This window comes from Pseudodonghicola xiamenensis DSM 18339 (assembly GCF_000429365.1).
Taxonomy (GTDB): domain Bacteria; phylum Pseudomonadota; class Alphaproteobacteria; order Rhodobacterales; family Rhodobacteraceae; genus Pseudodonghicola; species Pseudodonghicola xiamenensis.
Window position 1 is genome coordinate 55,683 of record NZ_AUBS01000001.1, and the last position, 23,843, is coordinate 79,525.

General features: G+C 65.7%; 18 protein-coding genes, 2 tRNA genes and 1 riboswitch. Of the genes, 7 read left to right on the top strand and 13 right to left on the bottom strand.

The genetic code is table 11. The features are described 5' to 3' along the window. The 5 genes from G455_RS0100280 to G455_RS0100300 all read right to left on the bottom strand — a co-directional run bounded on the left by G455_RS0100280 (window position 1) and on the right by G455_RS0100300 (window position 6,604). The gene (locus G455_RS0100280; RefSeq protein ID WP_028091838.1) at window positions 1-630 is read right to left on the bottom strand and encodes a precorrin-8X methylmutase; all 630 of its coding nucleotides are present in this window, start codon (window positions 628-630) and stop codon (window positions 1-3) included. Beyond that, the gene (gene cobG, locus G455_RS0100285) at window positions 631-1,797 is read right to left on the bottom strand and encodes a precorrin-3B synthase (RefSeq protein WP_028091839.1); all 1,167 of its coding nucleotides are present in this window, start codon (window positions 1,795-1,797) and stop codon (window positions 631-633) included. Then, window positions 1,794-5,039, bottom strand: a complete 3,246-nt coding sequence (cobN, locus tag G455_RS0100290; RefSeq protein ID WP_028091840.1) for a cobaltochelatase subunit CobN — start codon at window positions 5,037-5,039, stop codon at window positions 1,794-1,796. The genes cobG and cobN overlap by 4 nt, the downstream gene beginning before the upstream one ends. A gap of 161 nt (window positions 5,040-5,200) precedes the next feature. Next, window positions 5,201-6,235 carry a cobalamin biosynthesis protein CobW gene (cobW, locus tag G455_RS0100295; protein ID WP_028091841.1) on the bottom strand — a complete coding sequence of 345 codons (1,035 nt, stop codon included), beginning with the start codon at window positions 6,233-6,235 and terminating at the stop codon, window positions 5,201-5,203. Window positions 6,236-6,241: 6 nt separating this feature from the next. Next, complete coding sequence (locus G455_RS0100300; protein WP_028091842.1) at window positions 6,242-6,604, bottom strand: DUF1636 family protein; 363 nt, start codon at window positions 6,602-6,604, stop codon at window positions 6,242-6,244. 99 nt (window positions 6,605-6,703) lie between these two features. Next, window positions 6,704-6,925: riboswitch (cobalamin riboswitch) on the bottom strand. A gap of 418 nt (window positions 6,926-7,343) precedes the next feature. On the opposite strand from G455_RS0100300, the gene G455_RS0100305 reads away from it, so the two are divergent. From G455_RS0100305 to G455_RS0100315, 3 genes are all read left to right on the top strand, one after another. Next, window positions 7,344-7,420: transfer RNA gene (locus G455_RS0100305), tRNA-Asp, on the top strand. 52 nt (window positions 7,421-7,472) lie between these two features. Beyond that, window positions 7,473-7,549 (top strand) — tRNA-Asp (locus tag G455_RS0100310). A gap of 397 nt (window positions 7,550-7,946) precedes the next feature. Further along, a complete protein-coding gene (locus G455_RS0100315; protein WP_028091843.1) occupies window positions 7,947-8,642 on the top strand; it encodes a hypothetical protein in 696 nt (231 codons plus the stop codon). Window positions 8,643-8,712: 70 nt separating this feature from the next. Here G455_RS0100315 and G455_RS0100320 read toward each other — a convergent pair whose 3' ends face one another. Further along, on the bottom strand, window positions 8,713-10,107 hold the full coding sequence (locus tag G455_RS0100320) for a M20/M25/M40 family metallo-hydrolase (RefSeq protein ID WP_028091844.1): 1,395 nt from the start codon (window positions 10,105-10,107) through the stop codon (window positions 8,713-8,715). Window positions 10,108-10,441: 334 nt separating this feature from the next. Here G455_RS0100320 and hemA point away from each other — a divergent pair, with 334 nt between their 5' ends. The 4 genes from hemA (at window position 10,442) to G455_RS0100340 (ending at window position 15,471) form a co-directional block, all read left to right on the top strand. After that, window positions 10,442-11,665 (top strand): 5-aminolevulinate synthase, encoded by a 1,224-nt coding sequence (gene hemA, locus G455_RS0100325; protein ID WP_028091845.1) that lies wholly within the window; start codon window positions 10,442-10,444, stop codon window positions 11,663-11,665. Window positions 11,666-11,793: 128 nt separating this feature from the next. Further along, on the top strand, window positions 11,794-12,987 hold the full coding sequence (locus tag G455_RS0100330) for a helix-turn-helix domain-containing protein (RefSeq protein ID WP_028091846.1): 1,194 nt from the start codon (window positions 11,794-11,796) through the stop codon (window positions 12,985-12,987). 140 nt (window positions 12,988-13,127) lie between these two features. Continuing rightward, entirely contained in the window at window positions 13,128-14,264 is a 1,137-nt protein-coding gene (ispG, locus tag G455_RS0100335; protein ID WP_028091847.1) for a flavodoxin-dependent (E)-4-hydroxy-3-methylbut-2-enyl-diphosphate synthase, read from the top strand. A gap of 142 nt (window positions 14,265-14,406) precedes the next feature. Next, on the top strand, window positions 14,407-15,471 hold the full coding sequence (locus G455_RS0100340; RefSeq protein WP_028091848.1) for an Mrp/NBP35 family ATP-binding protein: 1,065 nt from the start codon (window positions 14,407-14,409) through the stop codon (window positions 15,469-15,471). A gap of 39 nt (window positions 15,472-15,510) precedes the next feature. Here the strand turns inward: G455_RS0100340 and G455_RS0100345 are convergent, their stop codons facing one another. The 7 genes from G455_RS0100345 to G455_RS0100375 form a co-directional block, all read right to left on the bottom strand. Further along, window positions 15,511-16,581: a calcium-binding protein gene (locus G455_RS0100345; RefSeq protein WP_051312072.1), complete on the bottom strand. Its 1,071-nt coding sequence runs from the start codon at window positions 16,579-16,581 to the stop codon at window positions 15,511-15,513. Between the two features lie 126 nt (window positions 16,582-16,707). After that, window positions 16,708-18,108: a 3'-5' exonuclease gene (locus tag G455_RS0100350; RefSeq protein ID WP_035365873.1), complete on the bottom strand. Its 1,401-nt coding sequence runs from the start codon at window positions 18,106-18,108 to the stop codon at window positions 16,708-16,710. Beyond that, window positions 18,108-18,632, bottom strand: a complete 525-nt coding sequence (locus G455_RS0100355) for a hypothetical protein (RefSeq protein WP_028091851.1) — start codon at window positions 18,630-18,632, stop codon at window positions 18,108-18,110. The genes G455_RS0100350 and G455_RS0100355 overlap by 1 nt, the downstream gene beginning before the upstream one ends. A 97-nt stretch (window positions 18,633-18,729) precedes the next feature. Beyond that, on the bottom strand, window positions 18,730-20,556 hold the full coding sequence (locus G455_RS0100360; RefSeq protein WP_028091852.1) for a DUF294 nucleotidyltransferase-like domain-containing protein: 1,827 nt from the start codon (window positions 20,554-20,556) through the stop codon (window positions 18,730-18,732). A gap of 316 nt (window positions 20,557-20,872) precedes the next feature. Next, a complete protein-coding gene (locus G455_RS0100365; protein ID WP_028091853.1) occupies window positions 20,873-22,657 on the bottom strand; it encodes a sodium:solute symporter family protein in 1,785 nt (594 codons plus the stop codon). A 5-nt stretch (window positions 22,658-22,662) separates the two neighbouring features. Further along, complete coding sequence (locus G455_RS0100370; RefSeq protein WP_028091854.1) at window positions 22,663-22,947, bottom strand: DUF4212 domain-containing protein; 285 nt, start codon at window positions 22,945-22,947, stop codon at window positions 22,663-22,665. Between the two features lie 205 nt (window positions 22,948-23,152). After that, window positions 23,153-23,842 (bottom strand): adenylate kinase, encoded by a 690-nt coding sequence (locus tag G455_RS0100375; protein WP_028091855.1) that lies wholly within the window; start codon window positions 23,840-23,842, stop codon window positions 23,153-23,155. Window position 23,843 lies beyond the last annotated feature (1 nt).

The following is a 23,843-nucleotide window of genomic DNA, read 5'->3' on the forward strand; positions in this document are numbered from 1 at the left end:
TCATTCCTTTCGGCTGGCAAGCGCGTTGACGGCGGCGACGGTGATGGCCGATCCGCCGAGCCGTCCGCGCACGATCAGGGCGGGGGCGGGCAGATCGGCCATCAGCGCCGCCTTGGATTCGGCGGCACCGACGAAGCCCACCGGGCAGCCGATGATCGCGGCGGGACGCGGGCAGGCGGGATCCTCCAGCATGTTCAAGAGGTGAAAGAGCGCGGTCGGCGCATTGCCGATCGCCACCACGGCGCCGGCCAGATGCGGCCGCCACAGCTCAAGTGCGGCGGCGGAGCGGGTGTTGCCCATCGCCTTGGCCATCTCCGGCACCTTCGGGTCGTGCAGGGTGCAGATCACCGCATTGTCGGCAGGCAGGCGCGGGCGGGTGATGCCTTCGGAGACCATGCGCGCATCGCAGAGGATCGGCGCCCCGGCCTGAAGCGCGGCGCGCGCGGCCTCGGCCATGCCGGCAGAGAATTCGACGTCGCGCTCCAGCCCAACCAGACCGGCGGCATGGATCATGCGGACGACGACGGGCTCCTCCTCGGGGGTGAAGCGGGCGAGATCGGCCTCGGCGCGGATGGTGGCGAAGCTTTCGGCATAGATCGCGGCGCCATCGGTTTCGTAAGCATGGGGCATTCAGGGGCCTTCGTCGGTCAAAGGTTCGGGATGGGATATCAGCGTTTCGGGGCTGAGATCGCGGCGGTTGGGTGGATCGCTGGCGCGGCCCTGGCGGATCAGATCGAAGCGATCCGGGCCGGTGGCGACCAGCGTTAGCGGTGCCGGGCCCGGGTGGGCGCAGCCCTTGGCGCAGCCGGAGATATGGAGGCTCTGGGCCGCCGTCAGATACGGTGCCAGCACGCGGGCGAGTGTCCGGGTGGCGGCGAGCGCCTGCGGACAACCGGGCGCGCCGGTGCAGGCGGAGATTCGCAGGCGCGGGTCTTCGGGATCGGTGATCAACCCGGGCAGCGCCGGAGCTGTCCCGGCCCCTTCGATCAGCAGCATGCGCCAGGGGGAGAGCCGCAGTGGCCCGAGATCGGCGAGGTGGGTGAGCGTTTCAGACCGCATCTGGCCGAACTCCAGTGCCACCAGTACACCGCCGGGGCAGGGACCCGGGCCGGGGGCAGGCGCGGCTTGGGCCATGGCGGCCTGGCCAAAGCGGCCGGGCGGCACGGCGCCGCGGCCGAGATGCCGCGCCATGCGTCCGCGCCCCTCTGGCGCGCCACCGCTGTCGAGGAACCAGCGTGCAAGGCTCAGCGCGGTGCTGGCAGCGGTGGCGATGGTCACCCGCGCGCCATGCGTCTCGCCGTCGGCGCGGCAGATCAGCCCGCCATTGGCGCCACGTTCCAGCCGGATATCGGCGGGGGTGTCGGCCAGGACCGGCGCGGGGCCACAATCGATGGCAAAGCCGAACTTGCCGGGCAGATCGGGTGCGTCATCCCTCATCACCGCATCGGTCAGTGTGCGGGCGATGCGGTGGCTGGCATCGCCCGACCTCCAGAACGGCGTCAGCAGGATGTTGCGCCGGGTCTCGACCGCGATGCTGCCATCGACCAGACCCAGCGTGCGCAGCCCGTCGATCAGCGCGGTGTGGCTGGCTGGGGTGATGCCGCGCAATTGCAGGTTGGCGCGGGCAGACAGGTCGATCAGCCCATTGCCATATCGGTCCGCCAGATAGGCCAGACCGCGCGCTTGTTCCGGGGTGAGCCGGCCAAGGGGTGCGCGAATGCGCACCACCAGCCCATCGCCCGAGGCCATCGGGCGCAGCGCGCCGGGGCACCAGCCCTGAATGACCGGATCGCTCATGCCGCCCCCTCCAGCGCCGCAGCGATGGAGTTGCGCCGGGTGATCCAGAGGCCCGCCGCCTGCAACGCGCGAAAGCGGTTGCGCAGCGCTTGCAGTGCCTGCGGGTTCTCGCGCGCCATGAAGTCGACCAGATCGGCGCGCCCCAGGGTGGCGTCGAAATAGAGATCGAACAGATGCGCGGGAACCACCCCCGCCAGATGCGCGAAGGCGGCCAGATGATCGAGCGTCGCCGCAATCTCCGCCGCGCCGCGAAACCCGTGGCGCATCATGCCGTTGGCCCAGTCGGGGTTGGCGGCGCGCGCCCGGGTGACGCGGGCGATTTCCTCGCCCAAGGCACGGGCGCGCGGCGCCTCGGGGCGGGTCGCGTCGAGGTGATAGAGCGCCGGGGTTTTCGCGCCAAGATGCGCGGCGGCAGCGGCGAACCCAGCCTCATGCGCGGCGTAATCGGCGGCCATCAGCAGATCGGTCTCTGTCAGATCCTGCAGATGGACGAAGGCATCGGCCTGCCGCACCCGGGCTTCCAGCGCGGGGCGGTTCGGGTTGATTTCCCCTTTTACGTCAATGCTGTGAGAAGAGGAGTTGATCCAGGCCTCTGCCGCCAGGGCGCGTCCCTCGTCGCCATAATCCTCCAGCGCTGCGCCCATGTTCAGCCCGTAGGCGCCGGGCCGGGGCCCGAAGACGCGCGGGGTGCGGGTGAGATAGGGGTTGTCCTCCGCCGTCTCCTCTCGCGCGGCCAGCGCCTCGGCCCCGGCCTCGAACATCTGCGCCAGCCCCGGAAAGACATCGCGGAACAGGCCGGAGACCCGCAAGGTGACGTCGATCCGGGGCCGGTTCAGCAGGGTCAGCGGGATGATCTCGAAGCCGCTGACGCGTTCGGAACCCTCGTCCCACGTCGGCGCCAGCCCCGCCAAGTGCAGCGCCATGGCGAATTCCTCGCCTGCGGTGCGCATGCTGGCCGAGCCCCATAGGTCGATCATCAGCCCGCGCGGCCAGTCGCCATGATCCTGCAGGTGGCGGCGCAGCAGTTCCTCGGCCAACTTGACCCCCTGCGCATGGGCGGCGCGCGACGGCACCGCGCGCGGGTCGGTGGTGAAGAGGTTCCGTCCGGTGGGCAGCACATCCGACCGCCCCCGGAAGGGGGAGCCGGAGGGACCTGGCGCCACGAAACGGCCCGCCAGCGCCGCCAGCAACCCGGCGCGTTCCTCGGCGCCGCAATCGCCGCTGCCGAAGACATGCAGTCCCTCGCCGAACTGGCTTTCCTTGATGTCGCAGACGAACCGGTCGATGCGGGTGATCGCCTCGGCGGCAGAGGTATCGGGACCAAGCCCCAGATCGTCCTCTACCCCGGTTCCCCGCGCCTCGGCCCGGATATCGGCGATCAGCCGGTCGCGGCGGCCCGGGTCCAGCCCGTCGGCGGTGGAATATTCGTCCAGCAGATGCTCCAGCCGCCCCAGCCCCTCGGGCAATTGGGTCTGCGCAAGGGGCGGCGGCAGATGGCCGAGCGTCACCGCGCCGATGCGGCGCTTGGCCTGCGCCGCCTCGCCGGGATCATTGACGATGAAGGGATAGATCACTGGCAGATCGCCGATCAGCGCCTCGGGCCAGCAGGCGGGCGACAGGGCGACGGATTTGCCCGGCAGCCATTCCAGCGTGCCATGGGCGCCGATATGGATCAGCGCATCAGTCTGCGCGCTGAGCCAGAGATAGAAGGCGACGTAAGAGTGGCGCGGAGTGCGCGACAGGTCGTGATACTCCTCGGCGCGGGCCTGAACCGTGCCCCGTTCCGGTTGCAGCGCGATCAGCGAATTGCCGCTCCGGATCGCGGCGAAATGGAAGGCGCCGTCACGCACGCCCAGGTCATCCTCTGCCGCGCCCCAGGCGGCGGTCAGATCGTCTTGCAGCGCCTGCGGTAGGGCGGAAAGCGCCGTGCGGTAGTCGGCGACAGGCCAGCTCAGCGTTTCGGTCATCAGGCTTTGCCCGAGGTCGGGCAGGTGCGCGGTGGCGTGACTGGTCTCCCGCAGCTCGGAGAGGATCGCGTTGCACGAGGCCAGGGCGTCCAGCCCCACTGCATGGGCCAGTTGATGCGCCTTGCCCGGATAGGTCGACAGCACCAGCGCCAGCCGCTTGTCGGCGGGCTGCCGCGTTGCCAGCCGGTGCCAGCCCGCCACACGGTCGGCCACGGCGGCAATGCGTTCGGGGTCGGGTCGATGGGTCAGCCGGGCGAATTGCAGATCGGGATCGCGGGCGCCCGCGGATTTGAAGCTGATCACCCCGGCGAAGATGCGCCCGTCAACCTCTGGCAGGACCACATGCATCGCCAGATCGGCGGGGGACAGGCCACGGTCGGCCTCGGCCCATTGGCGGCGCTCGGCGGTGGAAAGGGCGACCTGGAACACCGGGCAGGCGCCGGCGTCGAGCGGCGAGGGTGCTCCATCGCCGCCCTTGGCGGAAAAGGCGGTGGCGTTGACGATAGCGGCGGGTTTGAGGCGGGTGATCTCGGTGCGCAGCCAGGTGGCGGCGCCGGGCTCCTTCAAACTGGGAGCGAAGGCGCCGATGGCGGTGAACCCGCGCGCCTCGAGCGCCGCGATCAGCGCGTCGATCGGATCGGTATCGGCGGAGGTGAGGTAGGAGCGATAGAAGGTGACAAGGGCAAGCGGCCGCTCGTCCGGCTCGGGCGCTGCGACCACGCCAAGGCCGGGGCGATAGAAGCCCGCTTCGGACACCGTCTTGGCGCCGGCGACGGGGCCGGCGTAGAGACCAGCAGAAAGGGCAAGCTGCGCCAATGCCGCCTGGGCCGCCACCGCGCCACCGGCGTCGCAGAGCATCTGCAAGCGGCGCAAGGTGCTGGTGGGCAGGGTGGAGAGCGCGTCAAGGCGCGGATCGGGGCGGCCATCGGCGGCGAGGATCGCCAGCGCGGTGCCCTGATGGCGTGCCATGTCCTGCAGCACTGCCAGCCCATAGGTCCAATAGCTTTCCCCGCCGATCAGCCGCACCAGCACGCCCTTGGCGCCGTGCAGTGTCTGCTCGGCATAGGTATCGACCGACAGCGGATGACGCAGCGCTGCCAGATTGGCCAGCCGCAGCGAGGGCAGGCCGCCTGCCGCGCGTTTCCAGCCCGCCGCGAAAGCGCCGAGATCGCTGTCGGAAAACGACAGCACCACCAGATCGGCCGGGCTCTGGCCCAGATCCTGCGGGGTGTCGGTGTCCTCCAACCCGTGACTTTCGCGGAAGACGACGTGCATCAGTGGGCTCCGCCTGCAGTCATGCATAGAACACCGGATCGCTTGCGATCCGGATCGCGCCCGACCCCGCCCCCCAGTGCGGGCGCGATTGCGCCCCCCCTCGGCGTCGGGAGCGATCCTGCGGTGTTCGGTGGAAATAGTCGGCGTCCGCTCATCCTGCCTCAGGCCCCCAGGATGGCGCGGATCGCCGGTTCGTCGATGTCGTGATGTTCCGCGATCACCACCAGATGCGACCGGCGCGGCGCGTCCCCCCAGGGGCGGTCGTATTGGGTGCGCAGACGTTCCCCCACCGCCTGAACCAGCAGCCGCATCGGCTTGCCGGCCACGGCGACATAGCCCTTCACCCGCAGCACATGCTGATCGCGGGCGAGCCTGAGGATCGCTGCCTCCAGCGCGGCGGTATCGGCGATCTCGCCCAGATCGACGACGATACTGTCGAAATCGTCGTGTTCGTGATCGTCGGCGCCGTCGTGATGCGAGGGCCGCGCGTCGAGGTCGTCCTCGGCCGCCGCTTCCAGCCCCAGCACCACGCGTGGGTCGATCACCCCTTCGGTCATCGGCAGCACCGGCAGCTTGCGGGGCGCCTCGGCCTCGATCACCGCAAGGGCGGCGGCAAGGCCTGCCTCTCCCGCCAGATCGGCCTTGGAGAGGAGCACGATATCGGCGCAGGCGATCTGATCCTCGAAGACCTCGGACAGCGGGGTTTCGTGGTCCAGGCTGTCGTCGGCGGCGCGCTGCGCCTCGACCGCGTCGACATCGGGGGCGAAGCGACCGGCGGCCACCGCTTCGGCATCGGCGAGCGCGATCACCCCGTCCACGGTGATGCGCGACCGGATCGCCGGCCAGTCGAAGGCCTTCAGCAGCGGTTTCGGCAGGGCGAGACCGGAGGTTTCGATCAGGATGTGATCGGGACGTTCGGGCAGCGCCATCAGCGCCTCGATCGTCGGGATGAAATCGTCGGCGACGGTGCAGCAGATGCAGCCGTTGGCAAGTTCGACGATATTCTCGGCCGGGCAATTGTCATCGGCGCAGGATTTCAGGATGTCGCCATCGACGCCGGCGGTGCCGAATTCGTTGACCAGCACGGCCAGGCGCTTGCCCTGCGGGTTGGCCATCAGGTGACGGATCAACGTGGTTTTCCCGGCGCCGAGGAAACCGGTGATGACGGTGACGGGGGTTTTGGTCAGATCGGACATGCGCGGTTACTCCTGCGGCGGTAGGCGGGCGATGGATTGTTTGCGAAAAATCACCGGACGGTCGCGCCAGGGCACGATGCCATCCGCGGTCGCGGCATAGGCGGCGATGCCGTCGAGGATTTCGGGCAGATGGATGTCGGGATCGAGATCGCCATAGATATAAGTCCAGCGATCGGGCCCGCCGCTCAGCGCCAGCGTGCAGCCGCGTGAACAGGCCGAAAGGCATTCCACCGGGCGCAGCGTCACGCCCTCGGGCAGATCGGCGACTTCGAGAGCCGACAGCATCCGTGTGCCCGGACGCGGTGCCTCTGCCTCGGCGGGTTGGCCGCGCCGGCAGGTGGTGCAGACTGTGATCGTGACCCCGGCCATGATCCCCTCCTGTCAGAGGGCGAGGGGAGAGAAGAGGCCAGCACGGGTATCCGCCAATGGGACAGCCCAAAGCCGGTCGCGAAACACCCCGTTCGCCCGTTGCATCAACATCTGCTGGCAGGTCTCCCGGCTTGCGGATGTCGGAGCCTTTCGGCCCCGGTGGTCTGCCCACCTTCCCAGCCTGTCGGCCAGTGGTCGGGCGACCTCTCCGGTCACGGTCGCGGGGGCGGCTGCGCTTTGGCCCTGACCCTTACGGGCGGTGGACCTATCGCATTCCCTCTTGGCCTGTCATGGACAGGAACCAGCAGCGCCACCTGAGGCAAGCAGGCCCCGATTGTCAAGCCGCCCCGTTCCCTGACGGGGGGGGGCAAGTGGCCGGCCAAGGTAAGATCGTTGCATTGGGAGATGTCGTGCAGGGCCTTTTGCCATTTGCGAAAAACTGATCGTGATGTCCCGCAGGCGGTGCCTTCGGCACGATGGGCAAGCCGCCGTCGACCTGGGCATTCGGAAAAAGATGGCTGCATGGCGGTGCGGTGGCGGCCAGGCATGCCGGGCGGGCCTGCATGACGCGCGCTGTGCCGGTCTCTCCGCCGCGGCGGACAGGAGGATTTTCCGGCCTTTTCCGGGGGGCGGATCCAGGCCGCAGAAAAATCTGCGAAAATGTGGAAAGGCCGCTTGACGGGGCAGGGGGAGCACCATAATACAGCGCAACGTTCCGGGGCGACCCGGACGGCAGCGAGCGGTTGTAGCTCAGTTGGTTAGAGTACCGGCCTGTCACGCCGGGGGTCGCGGGTTCGAGCCCCGTCAACCGCGCCATCGCTGCCCAAACCCCGGTCCGGGGGTCATCGGACCAAATGAAAGTTGATGCGCGGTTGTAGCTCAGTTGGTTAGAGTACCGGCCTGTCACGCCGGGGGTCGCGGGTTCGAGCCCCGTCAACCGCGCCACTTTCATTTCTTTCCCAAACGTCTCTGAGACGCCGATTTCCAAATCGGCAGCAATAATCCCAGATCGGTACCTATTGGGAGCTTTCGGACCACAGGTGTCGGCGGGATTGCCTGCCCCCCTTGATCCAATCTTGACAGATTTACGACATTTGACTGACCTTTGGGAACCTTGGCTCCCCGTTGCTTGCGATGGCGCTGCGTTCGAGGCTGTAACGCCCTCCGGGTGGCCGTTCTTGTAAGCTCTGCAGCAATCGAGAGCCTTGGGCGACTGTCCGTCCGGCGTGACTGCAGAGGCCGGATTGCCAGAAGCTGGAAGGAGCCGAAGAAGCTGGAAGGAGCCGAAATAGTGACTCAGCCATCCCTCGTTGCGCGGGGAAAGCGAGAAGTCTTCACCCTCATGGGGCTGATTCTTCACGATGCCGTCGTCGTCCGCATGTTTCTGACACTGCTGGCCGCGACCATGGTGATGATCGTGCTTTACGTGATCGCCGGCATCTGGGATGGCGAATACGCCCTGGCGCATGTCATACGGCATAATTTCGACCTCGGGCTCGATGACGTCTTTGCCGAGAACTTCAATCACGGGCTGTCATTTCTGGTCGCGGTGCTGATGCTCTTGAGCTTTTTCGAGATCCGATCCCGGGCGCTGATGTTTCTGGTCGTACTCTACAGCTTCATTTGGTTCGATGATTCCTCACAGTATCACGAACGGGCCGGGGGAAAGATCGGCGCGGCGCTGCATATCCCGGTGTCGCATGGGCTCGGCCCGCAGGAATATGGCGAACTGCTGGCCTGGGTTATCGCCGGGCTCTGTGTCGGGGCGGTCTTCCTCTGGGCCTGGTTTGGGCGTCGCCCCGGCGATCTGGGGGTGCTGCTGCCCTTCTTCATGTGCTTCGTACTGCTGGTGATCTGCGCCGTGGTGGTGGACATGCTGCATGCGGTGCTGCCGGCGGGGTTCAGCGAATTGGCTGGGGTGGTCGAGGATGGCGGCGAGATGCTGGCAATCACTGCCAGTGCCGGCCTGGCGATCGGCCTGTCGCGACATGCGCGGGAGTATTATCGCGCGGTCTCGCCCGCTGCCGCCGAAGGGTGAGCGGCAGGAGAAGAGACAAACGGCGCGCCCTCGGGGGACGCGCCGTTGCTGTTTTCGCGATGCGACCGCCTCAGGCTGCCTTGGTCAGCGCTGCCAGCACCCGTGCCCAGGAGCGGATGCCCTTGTGGAAGCTTTTCACATCGTATTTCTCGTTCGGGCTGTGGATGGCGTCGTCGTCATTGGCGAAGCCGATCAGCATCGAATCGAGATCGAGGATCTTCTTGAAGAAGCCGGCGATCGGGATCGAGCCGCCCATGCCAGTAAAGACCGCCTCGCGCTCCCATTCGTCCGACAGCGCTCCGCGTGCCGCTTCGAACTCCGGCCGGGTGATGTCCATCACCGGCGCGCGGGAGCCTTCCAAGTCATTGTCCCAGGTGACCTTGGCGTCGGTCGACAGCCGGTCTTCCACATGCTTGCGGATTTTCAGCCGCAGCGCATCCGGATCCATATCGCCGACCAGACGGCAGGTGATCTTGCAATGCGCCTCGGACGGGATCACCGTCTTGGAGCCGGCACCGTTGTAGCCGCCCCAGAGCCCGTTGATCTCCAGCGTCGGGCGGGCCCATTGCTGTTCCAGCGTCGAATAGGCCTTTTCGCCATGGGGTTCGGTGAAGCCGACCGAACTGAGGTATTCCTCTTCATCGAAGCCGCAGGTCTTCCATTGGCGCAGTTGGTCTTCCGGCACCTCATGGACGCCCTCATAGAAGCCTTCCACCGCGACGCGCCCGGTCTCTTCATCATAGAAGGACGTCACGAGGCGGGAGAGTTCGCGCAGGGGGTTCAGTGCCGGGCCGCCGTAATGGCCTGAATGCAGGTCAATGCGCGGGCCGGTGATGGTGAATTCATCCTTCAGCATGCCGCGCAGTTGCGAGGCGATCGACGGCACGCCGCGCGACACCATCGAGGTGTCGCAGATCAACGCCAGGTCGGCTTTCAGTTCCGCTGCGTTCTCCTGCATGAAGGGGATCAGCGACGGCGAGCCGGACTCTTCTTCGCCCTCGAAGAAGAAGGTGATGCGGCAGGGCAGGCTACCGTGGATTTCTTTCCAGGCGCGGCAGGCCTCGACAAAGGTCATCAATTGCCCCTTGTCGTCCGAGGAACCACGGCCGCGGATTACCGGGCCGTTCGGCGTGTCTTCGATCTGCGGTTCGAACGGCGGGGTTTTCCACAGGGTCAGCGGATCGACTGGCTGCACGTCATAATGGCCGTAGAACAGCAGATGCGGCACGCCTTCGGCGGCTTCGCCGACATGGCCCACCACCATCGGGTGGCCGGGGGTGGGGCGTTTCTCGGCCTCGATGCCCAGGGATTTCAGATCGGCGACCAGCCAGTCGGCGGCGGTGTCGCAGTCGGCCTTATAGGCCGGATCGGTCGAAATCGAGGGGATCCGCAGAAACTCCATCAACCGGTCGGTGGCCTTGGGCAGATCGGCATCGATTCGCGCGAGCACGGCATCGAGGGACATGAGAACACTCCTGGAAGTAGTTTTGATGGCGGGACACTAGCACCGCACTCCGGGGTGTCCAGCGCCACCGGGGATTTTACGGCGTGCCTTCGGAGCCTTTGCCCCGATGGAGGCAGCGCGACATGCAAGCCCTCGGGCCTCTGGCAGTCTGCGCTCCCGGTCTCGTGTCTTGACACAGGTCAAGGAAAGGACGTAGCGGCACATTATAGCCTGTAAAAGTGGCAGGCTGCCCCCTATAACTGCTCCATTCGGAGAGGAGGGGGCGCTGGAGGCCAAGGCCGAAACTGGGCCATTGACCCGGCGCGCCGGAATGTCAAAGCGAAGAGGAAGACGCGTGGACTATAACGCACAACTGGATTTCGCGATCGACCGTCTGCATCAAGAGGGCCGTTATCGGACTTTCATTGATATCGAACGCAAGCAGGGTCAGTTCCCGCATGCGACTTGGCGCAAGCCCGATGGCAGCGAACAGCAGATCACCGTCTGGTGCGGCAACGATTATCTGGGCATGGGCCAGCATCCTGTCGTTCTGGCCGCGATGCACGAAGCGATCGACGCCACCGGCGCGGGGTCTGGCGGGACACGCAACATTTCCGGCACAACCGTTTACCACAAGCGGCTGGAGGCCGAACTTGCCGATCTGCATGGCAAGGAAGGGGCGCTGGTCTTCTCTTCCGCCTATATCGCCAATGACGCGACGCTTTCGACCTTGCCGAAGCTTTTTCCGGGGCTGATCATCTACTCGGACGAGCTGAACCATGCCTCGATGATCGAGGGGATCAAGCGCAACGGCGGTGCGAAGCGGATCTTCCGCCACAACGATCTGGATCACCTGCGCGCACTGCTGCAGGCCGACGATCCGAAGGCGCCGAAGCTGATCGCCTTTGAATCGGTCTATTCCATGGATGGCGATTTCGGGCCGATCAGGGAGATCTGTGATCTGGCCGACGAATTCAACGCGTTGACCTATCTCGACGAGGTTCATGCGGTCGGCATGTATGGTCCGCATGGCGGCGGCGTGTCCGAACGTGACGGGCTGGCGCATCGGATTGACATCATCAACGGGACGCTGGGCAAGGCATTTGGTGTTTTCGGCGGTTATATCGCGGCCTCGGACAAGATGTGCGACGCGATCCGCTCTTATGCGCCGGGCTTCATCTTCACCACCTCGATCCCGCCGGCGGTGGCGGCCGGGGCGGCGGCGTCGATCCGGCATCTGAAGACCGATCAGGCGCTGCGCGACAAGCATCAGGAACAAGCCAAGGTCCTCAAGCTGCGGCTGAAGGGGCTGGGCCTGCCGATCATCGACCACGGCAGCCATATCGTACCGGTGGTGGTGGGGGATCCTGTCCACACCAAGATGCTGAGCGATATGCTGCTCGAGCGGTATGGGATTTACGTGCAGCCGATCAATTTCCCCACCGTCCCGCGCGGGACCGAACGGCTTCGGTTCACGCCGTCGCCGGTGCATGGATCCGATGAAATGAACCAACTGGTTCAGGCAATGGACGAGCTTTGGTCCCACTGTGCGCTGAATCGTGCCGAACTGGCCGGGTGACCTCACTCTTTTGTGCAAATCTTCTTGCGGTGTGGTAGTTTTGTCTCAACAACAAGCACAGGCGAATCTGGCAGGCGATTCCACTGTGTGACTTGGAATTTCGCGGCAGGCGGCACGGGGCGGCAGGGATGATCGGGCGCAAGCTTCAGCGCAAATCTGAAGAAGACAAGGCTGTCGAACTGAAAGGTTTCGACGATTTCGAGGTCCGTCTCGGCGACATGATGCGCGGAGAACGCGCAACCATGGGGAAGTCCCTGCTTGATGTGCAGCGAGAGTTGCGCATCAAGGCCAATTACATCGCAGCGATCGAGAATACCGACCCTTCCGCTTTCGATACGCCCGGTTTCATTGCCGGCTATGTGCGCTCCTATGCCCGATATCTGAACATGGATCCCGATATCGCTTTCGCGGCCTTTTGCCGGGAAAGCGGTTTTACCGTGGCGCATGGCATGTCGTCGCAAGCCTCTGGGGTCAGGCCTGGGCGGGTGGTAGAAAAGAAGCTTTCCCAAGGGGGGGAACGCGACCCATTCACCGCCCCGAATACGCCCTTCATTCCCGAGCGCGAAGGTTTTTTCAGCCAGATCGAACCGCGTGCGGTGGGCTCTTCGCTTGTGCTCCTCGCCCTGATCGCCGGCATTGGCTATGGCGGCTGGACCGTGCTGAAGGAAGTCCAGCAGGTGCAGGTGGCGCCGGTCGAACAGGTGCCTATGGTGCTGTCCGATCTCGATCCGCTGAAAGGCGCTGTCGCATCGCGTGCGGCGGGGGATGAAAACGACGCGCCGAGCGCCGAGGCGCTTGATCGTCTTTATCGGCCGCAGGCGCTGGATGTGCCGGTTCTGATGGCCCGCGACGCACCGATTTCCACCCTCGATCCGCGTAGCGTCGGAACGCTGGCTGCGCCTGAGCTGCCGCAGGTCCAGATTGCATCGGCCGAACCGGTCCGACCGGAAGAGAGCGTGCCGCAGGTGGTCGAACAGGCCGCGCCTCATCTGGCCATGGTGGCGGTCCGTCCGTCTTGGGTCCGGGTGCGTGCCGCCGACGGATCGGTGATCTTCGAAGGCATCATGGAAAGCGGCCAGACCTATCAGATCCCCGCCACCGAGGAACCGCCGACGCTGCGGGCCGGCGAATCCGGGGCGATCTATTTCGCGGTCAACGGCAAGCACTACGGTCCGGTGGGGGAACGCGGGGTGGTAACGTCGAAACTGCCGCTGTCGATCGATGCCGTTACTCAGCGTTATCAGGTCGCGGATCTGCAACAGGATCGCGATCTGGCCCGCATGGTCGCAGAGGCGCAGACCACCCAGACCGAGGGGCAGTAGGCCTTTGCCCCGGGCCGGGGCTGGTGCCGGGGAAGGGGGGTGACCAATCCCCACAGGGGCTGATTGCCAGAGTGCCATTGCGGATAGGACGCGACCGGCCTATTTAGCGGGCAACGGACACCAGCAAACGGACCGCCGTCATGTCGCTGAACCAGGTGCGCCCTTGGCGCAACATCTATCGCCGCAAATCTCGTCAGATCATGGTGGGTAATGTCCCCGTGGGGGGCGATGCGCCGATCTCGGTGCAGACCATGACCAATACGCTGACCACGGATGTTTTTGCCACTGTGGCGCAGGTCCAGGCGGCGGCAGAGGCCGGCGCCGATATCGTTCGGGTTTCGGTGCCGGACGAGGCTTCTGCCAAGGCGCTGAAGGAGATCGTGGCCGAAAGCCCGGTGCCGATCGTCGCCGATATCCATTTCCACTATCGTCGCGGTATCGAGGCGGCCGAGGCCGGCGCTGCCTGCCTGCGGATCAACCCGGGCAATATCGGCAGTCCCGAGCGGGTGCGCGAGGTGATCAAGGCGGCCCGCGATCACGGCTGTTCGATGCGGATCGGCGTCAATGCCGGGTCGCTGGAAAAGCATCTGCTTGAGAAATACGGTGAACCCTGTCCCGAGGCGATGGTGGAATCCGGGCTGGAGCATATCCGCATTCTCGAGGACAATGATTTCCACGAGTTCAAGATCAGCGTGAAGGCCTCGGACGTGTTCCTGGCCGCCGCCGCCTATCAGGGCATCGCCGAGGTGACCGATGCGCCGATCCACCTGGGCATCACCGAGGCCGGCGGGCTGATGTCGGGCACGATCAAATCCGCCATCGGCCTGGGCAACCTGCTGTGGATGGGGATTGGCGACACCATCCGCGTCAGCCTGTCCGCCGATCCGGTGGAAGAGGTCAAGGTCGGCTATGAGATTCTGAAATCGCTGGGGCTGCGCCATCGCGGCGTCAATATCATCTCTTGCCCGTCCTGCGCGCGGCAGGGGTTCGATGTGATCAAAACGGTGGAAATCCTGGAAAAACGGCTGGAGCACATCAAGACGCCGATGTCGCTGTCGATCATCGGCTGCGTGGTCAATGGCCCGGGTGAGGCGCTGATGACCGACGTGGGTTTTACCGGCGGCGGGGCGGGCTCCGGCATGGTCTATCTGGCTGGCAAGGCCAGTCACAAGATGTCGAATGACCAGATGATCGACCACATCGTGATCGAGGTTGAAAAACGTGCCGCCGCGCTTGAGGCCGAGGCGGCAGCCGAGGCACCGGAAGCCGCCGAATAACCGGCTGGTCTTTCGCGACGAAAGACATATCTGCAAGTGAGCTTTGCGCTTTTGCCGGGGCCGCAGGGCTGGCGGCGGCTGTTCCTCTGGGGCAGAAAGGGCGCGATAGCCAGAGATCGAGCCAGAAGAGGGGCACCTGCCGATGACCACCCGCGAAGCCGTATTGGAAGAGCTGAAGCAGATCACCGATCCCGTCAGCGGCCAGGATATCGTCAGCGCCGGTGTCGTGCGCGCCCTGACTGTCGAGGCGGGGGAGGTCCGTTTCGTGATGGAGATCGACCCGAAGCTGGCCGAGCGGATGGAAACCGTCCGCGCCCTGGCCGAGGAGCGGCTGCGCCGCCTGCCGGGGGTGGAAAAGACCTCGGTCATGCTGACTGCCCATTCCGACAAGGCACCGCCGGATCTGAAACCGGCGGCGAAACCCAAGCCCGCCGGTCCGCAGCGGGTGCCGGGGGTCAAGCATGTCATCGCCATCGCCTCGGGCAAGGGCGGCGTCGGCAAATCGACCGTGGCTGCCAACCTCGCCGTGGCGCTTGCCGCCGAAGGAAAGCGCGTCGGGCTGCTGGATGCCGATATCTATGGCCCCTCCCAGCCGCGCATGATGGGGGTGAACAAGCGGCCGGGCAGCCCTGACGGCAAGACCATCATCCCGCTGCAGGCCCATGGCGTCACCATGATGTCGATCGGCCTTATGCTGAAGGACGAGACACAGGCGGTGGTCTGGCGTGGCCCGATGCTGATGGGCGCGCTGCAACAGTTGATGATGCAGGTCGAATGGGGCGAACTTGACGTGCTGCTGATCGACCTGCCGCCGGGCACCGGCGATGTGCAGCTGACGCTGGGCCAGAAGTTCGTGGTCGATGGTGCCATCATCGTCAGCACGCCGCAGGACGTGGCGCTGCTGGATGCGCGCAAGGGCATCGACATGTTCCGCCAGCTCAAGACCCCGATCCTCGGCATGATTGAAAACATGTCGACTCATATCTGTTCGAATTGCGGGCATGAGGAGCATATCTTCGGCCACGGCGGCGTTCAGGCCGAGGCCGAGAAGCTGGGCGTGGCGCTGCTGGCGGAAATTCCGCTGCATCTGGATATCCGCCTGGCAGCCGACGGTGGCACCCCGATCACCGCCGCGCAGCCCGACAGCGCCCAGGCCGCCGCCTTCCGCGAGGTGGCACAGAAATTGATCGCGTCGGGGCAGGTCTGAAACTGTGTCGGAGGCGGTCGTGGATGCTGTCAGGCAGGCTTAATAGACATATGCGGTTGTGAGGGCGGCGGAAACTTCGGCTTCCAGCGCATTAAGCAGGGTGATCGAATTGGTCACCGCCGCATCGCTGAGCGTGATGACAACATCGTCGCCTGTCTGCGTTACCTCGACCGCATCGAGACCGCCGATCCGCCCCAGATAGATCGTGTCGCCCACTTCGAAATCGGTGATCACATCGGCACCGCTGGCATTGTCATCGCCGAAAGTGCTGAAAATGAACCGATCCTCGCCGGCGCCGCCCGTCATGGTGTCGTCGCCGTCACCTGAATCGAGATAGTCATTTCCACTGCCGCCGATCAGGATATCCTTGCCGGCGCCGCCATGGAGACGATCCTGACCCATACCGCCGTCCAGCCGGTCGCGGCCGTCGCCGCCCGAGACCGAATCGCGCCCGATGCCGCCAAACAGCCTGTCGGCACCTGTCCCGCCGCCGACGTAGTCATGCCCGTCCCCGCCGCGCAGGACATCGTTCCCGCCGCCGCCATAGAGATAATCGTTGCCGGTTTCCCCGAAGATGTGATCCTGGCCGACCCCGCCCTTGATGTAGTCCTGCTTTGCCCCGCCATAGAGCCAGTCGTCTCCGGCGTCGCCATAGATGGTATCGAGCCCGGCCCGCCCGCGGATCACGTCATCCCCGGCAAAGCCGTGCAGGGTGTCCTTGAATTTGGTACCGGTGATATCGTCATCGCCCCCCAGCATGGTGAGCAAGGGCGCGCGGCCTCCCATCATCTCGGCCCAGATGATGCTGGCGTCGCCATCCACCTCGGTGATGGTGGCGAAAGGGGCGCCCTCTATGGTCAGCGTTATGCTCGTTACCGTGCCGGCCACGGTTCCCAGCACGCCATAGGTGAAACTGCCCTCAAGCAGAAGGTCGATATGTGTCCACTGAATCCCGTCTTCCGACAATGCCGTGCTGTATTGACGGGTCGATTGGGCCAGGATCGTACCGTCGTCACCGGACAGCGGCCCGTCGATCTTGAGGATGTTGCCCAAATTCCGCGTCAGCTCGTCGAACTCAGCCGGCAAGGCGTTGAAAGAAATGATAGCCATGGATAATCCCCCCAATGAGATTGGTTGCCACACTGCCCGGCGCCCAGGGCGGTGAATTGGAGGGGGAGCGCCACACTGCCACTTTAGCAGGGTTGGGTGTTCGGGGAAGGGGCAATCTGCCGCCCCTCAGTTCAGATCTTCCAGCAGCCGGCCATGGCGGCGGGTTTCCTCCAGCAGGGCACCCAGCGTCTCAAGCCCTTGCGCCTTCAGCATCGGCAGCATGCGGCACAGAACCTCTGCCGTGGCGCGGGCGTCTCCCAGCGCGGTGTGGCGTCGGTCCTTGGGGATGGCGATGCCGAGGCGGGTGCAGATCGCATCCAGCGTGTGGCTTTCCGTTGTCCCGAACAGCACCGCTGACAACAGCACGGTGTCGAGGATCGGATGATCCCAGACCAGCCCGCTGTGCTTGGCCTGCCGGCGCAGAAAGGCCATGTCGAAGGGGGCGTTATGGGCCACGATCACCGCGCCGTTGGCAAAGCGGTTGAAACTGGCCGCGACGCTGTCGATCCCCGGCGCGCCGGCCACCATGGCATCGGTGATCCCGTGCACCCGGGTCGAGGCCGGCGGGATGCGCCGCCCCGGATCGACCAATTGGTCGATCTCTTCGCCCGGAAGGATGCGGCCGCGCAGCACCCTGACCGCGCCCAGTTGCACGATCTCGTCCTTATGGGGCAGAAGCCCGGTGGTTTCGGTATCGAAGACGACATAGGCCAGATCCTCCAGCCGCCGCGCCTCCAGCGCCAGATCGTGGGGCTGATCCAGCAGGGCGAAATCATAGACCAGCGGGCGGGGGGCCTCGGGGGCGATCTCTGCGGTACTGTCGTCAAGGATCAGCAGATAGCCCGGCGCGTCGCCCAGCGGTTTCATTCGGCAGCGAAAGCTCAGTTCGCCATGGGTGCAGGGGGCAACCAGCGTCACCTCCTGGCCGGTCTTCGCCAACCGCGTATAGGCGGTCTCGATCGCGCCCCGGTCCAGATAATCGAACAATGAGGCGTTGAGCCGGGGATGCGCCACCTGGGCCAGCATCCCGGCGGCTTGTCCGTCATAAAGCACGATCTGATGGCCCGGGTTCAGCAGAACCGTGGCGATCGGCACCTCGGTCAGCAGTGAGGCGAGCCTTGCCTTCTCGGCCTCGAGCCGGGCGGTCTCTGCCGCGACCGCGCCGGCGGTCGCCAGCGTGCTGGCCGAGAGCTGCCCCGCCATTGCCGCCGCTGCCGGTCCCAGATCGCCCAGATAGCGCACCCCATGCAGATCGAGATCGGCCTCCACCCCGGCATGGGCGCGACCGCGCAGCTGGGCCGCCAGCCGTTCGATCGGCCGGGCGACATTTTCGTCGAACAGCAGCCAGATACCCACCGTCAGCGCGCAGAGCCCCAGAACCGCGATCAGCCCGGCAATCACGAAGCTGTCGACAGCCTGGCCCACGCCCGCACGGGCGTAGCCGGCCCAGAGGCCGAGCCCGATCGCCGCGCTGCCCCCGAGCGCGAGCAGGCAGAAGAACAGAAAGATCCGCAGCCGCAACCGCATCAGCTGCCTCCGGTACAGAGCGCCGTCATCAGCGGGTCGTCCATCCCGGTCACCTGCCAGTCGGCGCCGGAGATCTCGCCATCGGAGGTGAAATCCGCCTCCACCCCCAGAAGCGCCTGCCGTTCGCCGGGACAGTCGACCGCGACGGTGACCCATTTCGGCGCCGACCAGCGGGCAAACAGATAGAGATCGGCCAGATAGAGCCCGGGCCGCGCCGGGTTCTGCCGCAGGCTGCCCCGGTCCAGCGCGATGAATCGTTCGGTGATCGGTACCAGATAGGTCCAGGGCCGCCAGCCCTGGCGCTGGCGCACCTGTTCGATCACCTCGACCCCCTCGGGCAGGGCGGCGACGCTGCGTCCGTACCAGCTGTATTCGCTGCTCAGGGTGACCGTGATCATCGCGATCCCCGCCGCCGCCGGCACCAGCCAGCCGGGCAGCCGGCCACGGCTCAGCCGACGGATCAACAGCATGACGCCGCCGGTGGCGATCCCCGCCACGATCACCGCGATCAGTTCCAGTACCATATGGTCTTTCCTTCGTTTGCCATCGTCGCCGCGTCTGCGGCGTCGTCTTTGTCCGATATTCCCGCCCGAGGGGCTGGCCGTCCAGCCCTGGCGTTCTTCAGCCCAGCATGCCCTTGCCCTGACCCAATGCCGATTGCAGCGTCTTCACCACCACGAAGGCGTCGCGCAGGTGGCTGCGTTCGAAATCCGACAGATCGGCGGGAGAGAGGTAATTGTCCGGCCGCCCGCCGGCGCGGACCTGCGCCGCCTGATGCGCCAGCCGGGTTTCGGCGATCAGGTCATAGGCGTCCAGAAGATCGCGACCGCCCGATCCGCTCAGCAGGCCTGCCGCTGTCGCCGCTTCCAACCGCGCCCGGGTGCCGACCGGGGGGAGCTGTCCCTGCAGCGCGTAAATCCGGCCCAGATCGACGACAGGCACCACCCCGGCGTGTTTCATGTCGATCGTGTTGCGATGTTCACCCGAGCGGATGGTCGCCAATCCTCTGAGCAGCCCGAGCGGCGGCGTGTGTTTCAGGGAATTGGCGATCATATGGGCGACGAAGATCGAATTCCCCGAAGCCGCTCTGAGCGTTTCCGCCTGCAGCCCGTCGAACAGCGCAGGGTCGCCACCGATCGGGCGCAGGTCGAACATGACCGAGGCCAGCATCTGCGCCTCGGGGTCGGGCCGGGCGATCCAGCCCGCGAAATACTGCCGCCAGACGCTCAGCGGCTGACGCCAGCGCGGGTTGGTCGCCATCATGTCGCCGGGGCAATAGAAATATCCGCAGGCATCGAGCCCGTCGCTGACGTATCGCGCCAGATCGGCGAAATAGCCGGTCCTCTGCGTCTCGGTCACATCGTCGCTCAGGATCAGGCAATTGTCCTGATCGCTGACCCCGGTCTGCTCTTGCCGGCCCTGGCTGCCGCAGGCGAGCCAGAGATAGGGCACCGGTGGCGGGCCGAACTTCGCCTCGGCCAGCGCCAGCAGCCGGCGGGTGGCGGTATCGGCCAGATCGGTGATCAGCCGGGTGGTGACCTCGTGCCGGGTGCCGCCGGCGATCAGTTGCACCAGAAGACGCGGAATGCGCGCGGTGGTGCGGGCCATCTCTTCTCCGCTCGTGGCCCGTGCGAGGGTGGCAACCAGTTCGCTCGAACTCAGCGCCTGCACGCGGGTCAGGTCGGTCTGGGTGACGATGCCCAACAGTTGGCCCGCCTCGATCACCGGCACATGGCCGATGCGATGCTCCATCATCAGATGCAGCACATCGGCGCCGATGGCGGTGGGCGGCAGGCTCTGGGGATCTGTGGTCATGATCTCGGCCACCGGCGTGGTAGGCGCACGCCCTTCGGCCAACAGACGGGCCAGATCGCGCAGGGTGAGGATGCCGGTCAGCCGGCCGGTCTCGTCTGTGACGCAGAGGCAGGAGATATGCGCCTCGCCCATCCGGCGGGCCGCCTCGGCCGCACTGTCATCGGGCCGGCAGGTGCGGGGGGAGGGGGCCATGAAACTGTCGATCCGGGCCGAGGATAGATCGGTCCCCGCGCGGGTGGCGGGGCGGCGACGGTCGAAGAACCGGGCAAAGCGCGGCTCGGCCTGCATCAGCCTGTCGAACTCTGCCCGCGGCAGCAGCAGCAAGAGCGTCGGCGCGGTGGCATGGGCCGAGGTGGCGGCGAGCCCGTCGCGGATCAGCCCGCGCTCGCCGAAGGAATTGCGCGGCCCCAGCAGCGACAGGGGGATGGCGTTGTCGTCGCGCACCTCGACTTCGCCGTGATGCAGAAGATAGAGCCCCTCCAACCGGTCGCCGATGGTATAGACCGGATCGCCTGCAGCGAGCTCGATCAGCCGGAACTTCGGTGCGAGGCTGGTCAGCCGGTCGCCCTCGAATGTGTCATAGGGGTGCACCGAGGTGAGGAAGCGGATCAGGTCGGTCTGGGAGAGGGGCATGGGCAATCGTCGCTTGAATGCAGTGTCTGGAAATTCACGTTTCCGGCGGGTCAGCCGCTGATCGCTCCTGACCCTCCCGCCCAGGGGCAGAGGCGATGCGTTCCCCTCGGGGCCGGCGATCCTGAGCGCTTGAAGTCAACTGTAGTCGCCACGTCCGCCGCAAGAGAAGAAATTGCTGGGACGTCTGATCTGGGCTGTAAACTCCAGCCACGCCCCGGCGAAACTCGGGACGTGGCGCAGAGGAGGCCGACGTTGCGGAAGGGAGAAGGCCGCCGCGCCGGCGTCGCGCCCCGGGGGGACCCGGGACGCCGAGGGATCAGTGATCCTGTGCCGCGCCGGCACCGCGCGGGATGCGCACGCTTTCGACCAGATCCTTGATCTCCTGCGGGGTCTCCTTGGTCATGCCGGAGACCGCATAGGCGACCACGAAGTTGATCAGCGCACCCACCGCCCCGAAGGAGGTCGATTTGATCGGCCCCAGCAGCGGGTCGGCATCGGTGAAGCTGTTGGTACCCGGTACGAAGAACCAGCCCTTGTGCAGGAAGATATAGACCAGCGTCACCACCAGGCCGGTGACCATCCCTGCGACCGCGCCGACATTGTTGATGCGGGTCGAGAAGATGCCCATCATCAGCGCCGGGAAGATCGAGGCGGCGGCCAGACCAAAGGCCAGCGCCACGGTCTGGGCGGCGAAGCCCGGCGGGTTCAGACCCAGCCAGGTGGCCACGACGATGGCCACGGCCATGGCGATCCGGGCTGACAGAAGTTCGCCCTTTTCGCTGATGTTGGGGGTGAACTGGCCCTTCATCAGATCGTGGCTCACGGCCGAGGAGATCGCCAGCAGCAGGCCCGCAGCGGTGGAGAGAGCGGCGGCAAGGCCGCCGGCGGCCACCAGGCCGATCACCCAGCTGGGCAGGTTGGCGATTTCGGGGTTGGCCAGAACCAGGATGTCGCGGTTGAACTTGGTCAGCTCGTTGCCCTTCCAGCCGGCGGCTTCCGCCCTGGCCTGCATCTCGGGGCTGGCGTCATTGTAATACTGGATCAGCCCGTCGCCGTTCTTGTCTTCCCAGCCGAGCATGTTGGTCTTCCGCCAGGTCTCCATCCAGGCGTATTTCGGATCGGTTTCGATCTCTTCGACCGAGACCGCATCCCCATCGGTGCCATTGGGCCACATCATATCGGTGATGTTCAGCCGCGCCATGGCACCTACCGCCGGGGCGGTCAGATAGAGCAGCGCGATGAAGACTAGCGCCCAGCCCGCCGACCAGCGCGCATCGGCGACGCGGGGCACGGTGAAGAAGCGCATGATGACATGCGGTAGACCGGCGGTGCCGATCATCAGCGACAGGGTGAACAACAGCATGTTCAGCGTGTTGCCCTGCTGGATGGTGTATTCGGCAAAGCCCAGATCGTGCACGATCTGGTCGAGCTTGGCCAGAAGCGGCTCGCCGCTGGCGGCATGATCGCCGAACAGGCCCAGTGCCGGCACCGGGTTGCCGGTGAGCTGCAGCGAGATGAAGATCGCCGGGATGGTATAGGCGAAGATCAGCACGACATATTGCGCCACCTGGGTATAGGTCACCCCCTTCATGCCGCCGAAGACGGCATAGGCAAAGACGACCACGGCACCGATCAGCAGGCCGGTGGTGTTCGACACTTCGAGAAAACGGCCGAAGGCGACGCCGACGCCGGTCATCTGGCCGATCACGTAAGTTACCGAGGCGATGATCAGGCAGATCACCGCGACCAGACGCGCGGTCTTGGAATAGAAGCGGTCGCCGATGAACTCGGACACGGTGAACTTGCCGAACTTGCGCAGATAGGGCGCCAGCAACAGCGCCAGCAGCACGTAACCGCCGGTCCAGCCCATCAGATAGGCCGAGGTGTCATAGCCGCCGAAGGCCAGCAGCCCGGCCATCGAGATGAAGGAGGCCGCGGACATCCAATCCGCCGCCGTGGCCATGCCGTTCATCACCGGGTGAACCCCCCGGCCAGCGGCATAGAATTCCGATGTGGAGCCGGCTCGGGCCCAGATCGCGATACCGATATAAAGCGCGAAGGAGGCGCCAACGAAAAGCAGGTTGATGGTAAACTGATCCATGGCGCTCACTCCTCGTCCACGCCGTATTCACGGTCGAGAGCGTTCATCCGCCAGGCGTAGAAGAAGATCAGCGCCAGGAAGACCAGGATCGACCCCTGTTGTGCGAACCAGAAGCCCAGATCGGTGCCGCCCACGGCGATCCCCGACAGCATCGGGCGCAGCAGGATGCCGAAACCGAACGAACAAAGCGCCCAGATTACCAGGCTGATCAGAATGATGCGCAGGTTGACCTGCCAATAGGCCTTGCCGGCCCCCGGACCTTGGGCCGAGCCTTGTGTTTTATCCGCCATCGCGGTTCCTCCTTGCTTCCTCCTGGGTGCCGGCCCCTGTCGTCGGACGGGAGGGTCGGGCGCCCGCTCCTTATGTGCCGCCGGTCCTGCCGGCAGGCATACCTCCCCCGGTCCGCCAGGGCGGTCCGCTGGAAAATCTCGATGTTCGGGTCTTAGGGTCTTGCGGTGCGGGGCCCCGCGATCAGGGCCCCGGTCTTGCGATGTCTCAGGCGATGGCGGCGCTGACGATGCGCGCCATTTCCCCGGCAATGGTGTCGATCTGCCCCATGGCGTCGATCGCTTGCAGCACGCCCTTGTCGCCGTAATAGGCGATCAGCGGCGCGGTCTGGGCATGATAGGCCTCGAGCCGGCTGGCGACGGTTTCGGCCTTGTCGTCGGCGCGGCGTTTCATTTCGGTGCCGCCGCATTTGTCGCAGGTGCCCGCGACCGCGGGCTGTTTGAAGCTGTCGTGATAGCCTTCGCCGCAGCTGCCGCAGGTGTAGCGGCCCGAAATCCGTTCGACCATGGCGCCGTCATCGACTTCGAGGCTGATGGCGGCGTTGATCTTCTGGTCGCTCTCGGCCAGCAGATCGTCCAGCGCTTCGGCCTGCACGGTGGTGCGCGGGAACCCGTCGAGGATCACGCCACGGGCGCAGTCGGGCTCGGCAATGCGGTCGCGCAGGATGGCGATGACGATCTCGTCACTGACCAGTTGGCCTGCCTCCATCACTGCCTTGGCCGCCTTGCCAGCCTCGGTGCCGGCGGCGACAGCGGCGCGCAGAAGATCGCCGGTCGACAGCTGCACCAGGCCGAAGTTTTCTTCCAGCATGCGCGCCTGGGTGCCCTTGCCGGCGCCCGGAGGGCCGAGCAGGATCAGAACGGCGGGGGCGGTGGTCACTTGAGTGGTCCCATCCATC